The organism is Bradyrhizobium sp. P2_E8 (assembly GCF_056403875.1).
In genome coordinates, this window is record NZ_JBFUES010000468.1 from 1 (window position 1) to 5,692 (window position 5,692).

Consider the following 5,692-nt stretch of genomic DNA (forward strand, 5'->3'; position numbering starts at 1 on the left):
GCTGGTTGGCGGTGTCGGCGTCGCCAACGCGGTGAAGAGCCATATCGACCGGAAGCTCGAGGTGATCGCGGCCTTCAAGGCCGTCGGCGCCACGGGCCGCGACGTGTTCGGCATCTATCTCGCCCAGGTCGTCCTGCTGGCAGCGATCGGGTCCGTGATCGGGCTTGCGCTCGGCGCCGCCATGCCCTTCGCCATCGTCGGGCTGTTCGGCAAGCTGTTGCCGCTGCCGGTGGTGCCGGCCGTGCACGCCGACGAGCTCGCGCTGTCCTTCGTCTACGGCCTGTTGACCGCGCTCGCCTTCGGCCTGTGGCCGCTCGGACGGGTGCATGACGTGCCGGTCGCCGCATTGTTCCGCGACACCATCAGCTCCGAATGGCACCGGCCGCGCTGGAGCTATCTCGCGTTCATGGGCGTCGTGATCGCCCTGCTCGTCGCGGTCGTGATCGGCCTGTCCTTCGACAAGCGCATCGCCGCGGTGTTCGTGGCGTCCTCGGTCGTCGTGTTCGCGCTGCTGCGCGGCATCGCCGCCCTGCTGATGACGATCGCGCGGCGGTTGCCGCGGACGCGCCTGCCGATGCTGCGACTTGCGATCGCCAACATCCACCGGCCGGGCGCGCTGACGCCTTCGGTCGTGCTCTCGCTCGGCCTCGGGCTCGCCGTGCTCGTCACCATCACCCAGATCGACGGCAATCTGCGCCGGCAGTTCCTCGCGGCCCTGCCAGATCAGGCGCCGTCGTTCTTCTTCATCGACATTCCGAGCACGCAGGCGGTGCAGTTCGACGGCTATCTGCGCCAGATCGCGCCCGGCGCCAAGGTCGAGGACGTGCCGATGCTGCGCGGGCGCATCGTCGCCGCGCGCGGCGTCCGCGCCGAAGAGCTCAAGCCGACGACCGATTCCGAGTGGGTGCTGCAAAGCGACCGCGGCCTCACCTATACCGCCGAGCTGCCGAAGGGCTCCAAGGTGGTCGAGGGCGCGTGGTGGAGCGCGGACTATTCCGGCCCGCCGCTGGTCTCGATGGAGAAGAAGATCGCCGACGGGCTCGGCCTCAAGCTCGGCGACGAGGTCGTGGTCAACGTGCTCGGCCGCGACATCCCGGCGAAGATCAGCAATCTGCGCAACATCGACTGGCAGGGCCTCGGCATCAATTTCGTCCTGGTGTTCTCGCCCAACGCCTTCAAGGGCGCGCCGCACACCCACATCGCGACGCTGACCGTAGCCGGCGGCAACGCCGAAGGCGACGGCAGGATCATCAAGCAGGTCGCCGACACCTATCCGACGGTGACGAGCGTGCGCGTGCGCGAGGTGATGGAGACGGTCGGCTCGGTCGTGACCAATCTTGCGCTGGCGATCCGCGGCGCCAGCGCCGTGACCCTGATCTCGGCGATCCTGGTGCTGGGCGGGGCGCTCGCCGCCGGCCATCGCCACCGGGTCTACGATGCGGTGATCCTGAAGACGCTGGGCGCGACGCGGCTGCGGCTGCTCGGCGCCTATGCGCTCGAATACCTCCTGATCGGGCTCGCCACCGCCGTCTTCGGCGTGATCGCCGGCAGCATCGCCGCCTGGATGATCGTGACGCGGCTGATGACGCTCAGCTTCGTCTGGCAGGCCGGCAGCGCAGCCGGCGTGGTCGTGGCCGCCCTGGTCGTCACCGTCGGGCTCGGGCTCGCCGGCACGCTCCTGGCGTTGAACAAAAAGCCCGCCACGGTGTTGCGGAATTTGTGACAAAAGGTAGCGGGCCGCCGCGCGGGTGCGGAATCGCACGATTCCGGCGATTAACCGCGTTGCGCGTCAGGTTCGCGTCAGGATTGCCGCCAAGGGCGACATTCAGCCGCGCGTGGACGGTTGCAGCGAATGTGTTAGTTTCCCACATATCGAATGGGTTCGGAGCCCCGATTGTTAGCCAAAATTTAGTCGGCAGRCATCGGTATCCGAGATAGAATTTGACGAACCGGCGGCATGGCGACCCTCATGCCGGACCGGCCAACCAACGGGAATCGACCATGTCGGACCTAGACCGTAACTACGCTTCTCCTTTCGGCAGGGCCGCCGGGCGTGTTGACGCCGCGACGGTCGACGCCGGTCTGCGCGCCTACATGCTGCGCATCTACAACTACATGAGCATTGGCCTCGCCATCACGGGCCTTGCCGCACTCGGCGTCTACATGGCTGCCGTGACTGACGTTCCGACCCCGGAAGCCGTCCGCGTCGGCAAGCTGTTCCTGACGCCGTTCGGCTATGCGATGTTCGTCAGCCCCCTGAAGTGGCTGTTCATGCTCGCGCCGCTCGCCATGGTGTTCGTGATCTCGGCGGGCATCAACCGTCTGGCACCCTCGACCGCCCAGATCCTGTTCTGGGTGTTCTCGGCGCTGATGGGCATCTCGCTGTCGTCGATCTTCCTGGTGTTCACGCACACCTCGATCGTGCGGGTGTTCTTCATCACCGCGGCGACCTTCGGTGCGCTCAGCCTCTACGGCTACACCACCAAGCGTGACCTGACCGGGATGGGCTCGTTCCTGTTCATGGGCCTGATCGGCATCATCATCGCCAGCCTGGTGAACCTGTTCCTGGCGAGCTCGATGCTGCAGTTCATCGTGTCCGTGGTCGGCGTGCTGGTGTTCGCGGGCCTCACCGCCTGGGATACCCAGCGGCTGAAGAACGACTACATCTACGGCTACGCCTCGGCCGGCGGTGACATCGCAGAGCGTGCGGCCATCACCGGCGCACTGTCGCTGTACCTGAACTTCATCAACCTGTTCACGCTGCTCCTGCAGCTCCTCGGCCAGCGCGACTAAGCACTGCGACGAGAGAACGGACACCAACCCCGGCCACTAGGCCGGGGTTTTTGTTTGGGCCCCACTGCCTCCCCGCGTCATTGCGAGGAGCTCTTGCGACGAAGCAATCCAGAGTCCCTCCGCAGATGCATTTCTGGATTGCTTCGCTGCGCTCGCAATGACGGGTGGGGCAACACCGGAGCCCCTTCCGGCCGCCGCGGGAAGGCTCTAATCTTTCCCCATGTCCGCACCTGAAATCAGGCCCACCCTCGAGGCCGACCTCCCCGCCATCACCGCCATCTACCAGCAGGCCGTCCGCGAGGGCACGGCGACGTTCGAGCTGGAACCGCCCGATCTTGCCGAGATGACGCGGCGCTACCGCGCGCTCGTCGACGGCGGCTATCCCTATTTCGTCGCCATCCTCGACGGGCGCGTCGCCGGCTACGCCTATGCCGGCGCCTACCGGCCGCGGCCGGCCTATCGCTTCACTGTCGAGAACTCGATCTATCTCGATCCCTCCTTCCATCGCCGCGGCGTCGGCTCGTTGCTGCTGGAGCGGCTGATCACCGAGTGCGAGGCGCGCGGCTTCCGCCAGATGATCGCGGTGATCGGCGATTCCGCCAATGCCGGCTCGATCGGCGTGCACACCAAGGGCGGCTTCAGGATGATCGGCACGCATCCCAATGTCGGGCTGAAATTCGGCCGCTGGCTGGACACGGTGATGATGCAGCGCGAGCTCGGCGAGGGCGCCAGCACGGTGCCGGGGAAGTAAGGCCAAGCTTCGTAGCCCGGGTGAGCGAAGCGATACCCGGGAATACGATTGGCAGAGTCCCGGATGTCGCTTCGCCCATCCGGGCTACGAAAGCCCCGTCACACCACCGCCAGCTTGCGATCGATCGCCAGCAGCACGCGCTCGAGCTCATGGCCGCGGCGCAGGATCAGGCCGGTCGCCGAGATCACGCTGTACATGCCCTGCTTGCGGGCGAGGCGCGGGTCCTTCTCGATGCGGTAGATCGGCACTTCCGAGGCGCGGCGATAAACCGAGAACACCGCACGGTCCTTCAGGAAGTCGATGGCATAGTCGCGCCACTCGCCGTCGGCGACCATGCGGCCGTAGAGGTTGAGAATTCGGCGCAGTTCGAGCCGGTTGAAGGTCACCTGGTTCGGCTGCGCATTTGCAGCGACGGGACGCGCCGCCGCGCGCTGCTCACTCGGATCGGCATCCTCCGACGTCAGACTCATGGGGCGCCTCCTCATCGCACGACATGATCGCGCCCGCGAAAACCGTCCCCGGAACCGCGGATCATGACAATCCCATGATTGCGCCAACTGTTCCCCGCCGCAAGGGGCTCTCGAGGGCTCTTTGAAGGGCTCTGGGTGCAACCCGTCGAATCCTGCGCGAATCGGAACACACGCAACGGTGGAACTCTGTCGCGACGAACCGTCACGGGATCGTTAGCAGGAATCATAGTATCGCCGCTTTTCCGCCCAGCGCCTGCCGCCCTGCATTGCGAAAAGACTTATGTGCGTTGACCCGGTCTTTTCGGTTCCGGATTCCTCAGCCCCCAGCCCCCCGGGGTCGAGAGGATCGGGTCTGTACGCGCGACAAGGAGGACCAACGCGAGTTGGTCCTTTTTTGTTTGTGTCGGGATGTGTCTGCCCCACTGTCATTCCGGGGCGCGCGAAGTGCAAACCCCGAAATCTATCAATCCGAATTTTCGAGTTGAGAAATGGATTCCGGGTTCGCGCCGAAGCGGCGCGCCCCGGAATGACGAGAGACCAGATTTTCCGAAACGATCTTGAGCACACTCTCTCCCCTCATCCTGAGGAGCCGCGCTCTTCGCGCGGYGTCTCGAACGATCGAGGCCCGAGCGGCATCAGCCGGGCCTGCATGGTTCGAGACGCGCGCAAGGGGCGCGCTCCTCACCATGAGGAGATAGAGCCAGACCGCACATCGGGAAGAATGCGAAGCGTGCGCTTCAGTGCAGCGACGTGTACGCCGCGCCCAGCATCGGGCCCGGTTTCTCGCGGCTGCCGTCCTGGACATAGACCACCGCGCCGTCGACGCCGTCGCGCGTCAGGTTCTCGATCGGCACCGTCCAGCTTTCCGGACGACCGGTCCAGTCGCCGACCTTGAGCAGGTTGCGCACCACGTTGTGATAGGTGATCTGCTGTCCGCGATTTTCGCCTTTGGCGATCGCGATCGGCACCGACCTCGCGATCGAGCATATCCAGACCTCGCCGTGCGAGATCGCCGGCTCCTTGCTCGCGGCCACCGACACGTTGATCTGCTTGCCCGAGAGCGACATCGTCACCGGCACGCTCATCACGCCCGCGCCTTTGTCGGTCTTGCCGATCGCGCTCTCGATGCCGGCACGGTCGCTGCCGATGACATGCGTCGAGCCATTCACCACGACCTGCGGCGTGTAGACCTCGCGGTCGCCGCGCATGCGCGAATAGGCGCGCTGCCGCGCCGAGAAGCGCGAATCCGCCAACGTGTCCTTCCAGCCGAGATAATCCCAATAATCGATCGGCATGCTCAGCGCGATGATCGACGGGTCTTTGGAGAGATCGCCGATGATCTGGTCGGCGGGCGGGCAGGAGGAGCAGCCCTGCGAGGTGAAGAGCTCAACCACGGCGCGGGGATCAGCCTCGGCGGGTCGGATAACAGCGACGATCGCGCAGATACCGAGTGCTCCCGACCAGAGGGCACCGGACCAACGTGAAATCGGATGAGAAGCCGTCATTGCTGTCATGTCGAACGCCGCACACCATTGCTCGTGGGAAGGGAAATCTTATCGCCTGATGGTCACCGTAGTCTTACGGGGCGCGACACACTCAACCGTCCTGGCCGGAATTTCCGTCGGGCGGGCCCATCCGAAGCATGCCGCAAACGCGCGAAGGCGGCCTTGTGATAGGC

General features: G+C 65.4%; 5 protein-coding genes. 3 read left to right on the forward strand and 2 right to left on the reverse strand.

Features of this window, described 5'->3' with window-relative positions; translation table 11 throughout:
* The 3 genes from AC1D00_RS23815 to AC1D00_RS23825 all read left to right on the forward strand — a co-directional run.
* Nucleotides 1-1,723: ABC transporter permease (locus AC1D00_RS23815; RefSeq protein WP_477012334.1), on the forward strand; the 1,723-nt coding region annotated here is incomplete at its 5' end.
* A 278-nt stretch (nucleotides 1,724-2,001) separates the two neighbouring features.
* The gene (locus AC1D00_RS23820; RefSeq protein ID WP_025575992.1) at nucleotides 2,002-2,793 is read left to right on the forward strand and encodes a Bax inhibitor-1/YccA family protein; all 792 of its coding nucleotides are present in this window, start codon (nucleotides 2,002-2,004) and stop codon (nucleotides 2,791-2,793) included.
* 220 nt (nucleotides 2,794-3,013) lie between these two features.
* A complete protein-coding gene (locus AC1D00_RS23825) occupies nucleotides 3,014-3,544 on the forward strand; it encodes a GNAT family N-acetyltransferase (RefSeq protein WP_027543951.1) in 531 nt (176 codons plus the stop codon).
* Between the two features lie 98 nt (nucleotides 3,545-3,642).
* Here AC1D00_RS23825 and AC1D00_RS23830 read toward each other — a convergent pair whose 3' ends face one another.
* Nucleotides 3,643-4,014 carry a DUF2794 domain-containing protein gene (locus AC1D00_RS23830; RefSeq protein ID WP_135178803.1) on the reverse strand — a complete coding sequence of 124 codons (372 nt, stop codon included), beginning with the start codon at nucleotides 4,012-4,014 and terminating at the stop codon, nucleotides 3,643-3,645.
* Nucleotides 4,015-4,751: 737 nt separating this feature from the next.
* Nucleotides 4,752-5,528 carry a DUF1223 domain-containing protein gene (locus AC1D00_RS23835; protein WP_027543950.1) on the reverse strand — a complete coding sequence of 259 codons (777 nt, stop codon included), beginning with the start codon at nucleotides 5,526-5,528 and terminating at the stop codon, nucleotides 4,752-4,754.
* Nucleotides 5,529-5,692 lie beyond the last annotated feature (164 nt).

Coding starts and splice junctions, on each gene's coding strand:
- AC1D00_RS23820 (WP_025575992.1), top strand. CDS start 2,002: ATGTCGGACCTAGACCGTAACTACGCTTCTCCTTTCGGCAGGGCCGCC.
- AC1D00_RS23825 (WP_027543951.1), top strand. CDS start 3,014: ATGTCCGCACCTGAAATCAGGCCCACCCTCGAGGCCGACCTCCCCGCC.
- AC1D00_RS23830 (WP_135178803.1), bottom strand. CDS start 4,014: ATGAGTCTGACGTCGGAGGATGCCGATCCGAGTGAGCAGCGCGCGGCG.
- AC1D00_RS23835 (WP_027543950.1), bottom strand. CDS start 5,528: ATGACAGCAATGACGGCTTCTCATCCGATTTCACGTTGGTCCGGTGCC.